The sequence below is a fragment of the Pseudomonas sp. 2822-17 genome (assembly GCF_002742485.1).
Lineage (GTDB): Bacteria > Pseudomonadota > Gammaproteobacteria > Pseudomonadales > Pseudomonadaceae > Aquipseudomonas > Aquipseudomonas cyclaminis.
Genome location: NZ_LJRZ01000081.1, coordinates 1 through 305 on the forward strand (window position 1 = coordinate 1; position 305 = coordinate 305).

Annotated in this window: 1 protein-coding gene; it reads right to left on the reverse strand. The window is 35.1% G+C overall.

What is annotated here, in order from left to right; genetic code table 11:
- Window positions 1-10: 10 nt before the first annotated feature.
- A partial coding sequence (locus AOA60_RS01060; protein ID WP_178075295.1) for a phosphatidate cytidylyltransferase occupies window positions 11-305 on the reverse strand: 295 nt, incomplete at its 5' end.

A 305-nucleotide genomic window follows, 5' to 3' on the forward strand; every position in this document is an offset into this window, starting at 1 on the left:
ATATTAGATTTTAAAGCGGACCTAACAGGTATAAAATAGGCATTACAAAAATTAAACTGTCAAACCTATCTAATATACCACCATGCCCTGGAAGGACTTGTCCCGAATCTTTAACGGAATAATGGCGTTTTAATGCAGATTCTACCAAATCTCCTAATTGGCCAGTAACTGAAACTACAATAATGATTAAGGTAGCTATTACCCATGAATCAAAGATTGGAAATATTATCACGTAAATGGTACCTATAACAAATGCTGATAATAACCCCCCGATAGCTCCTTCAATGGTTTTTTTAGGGCTAATC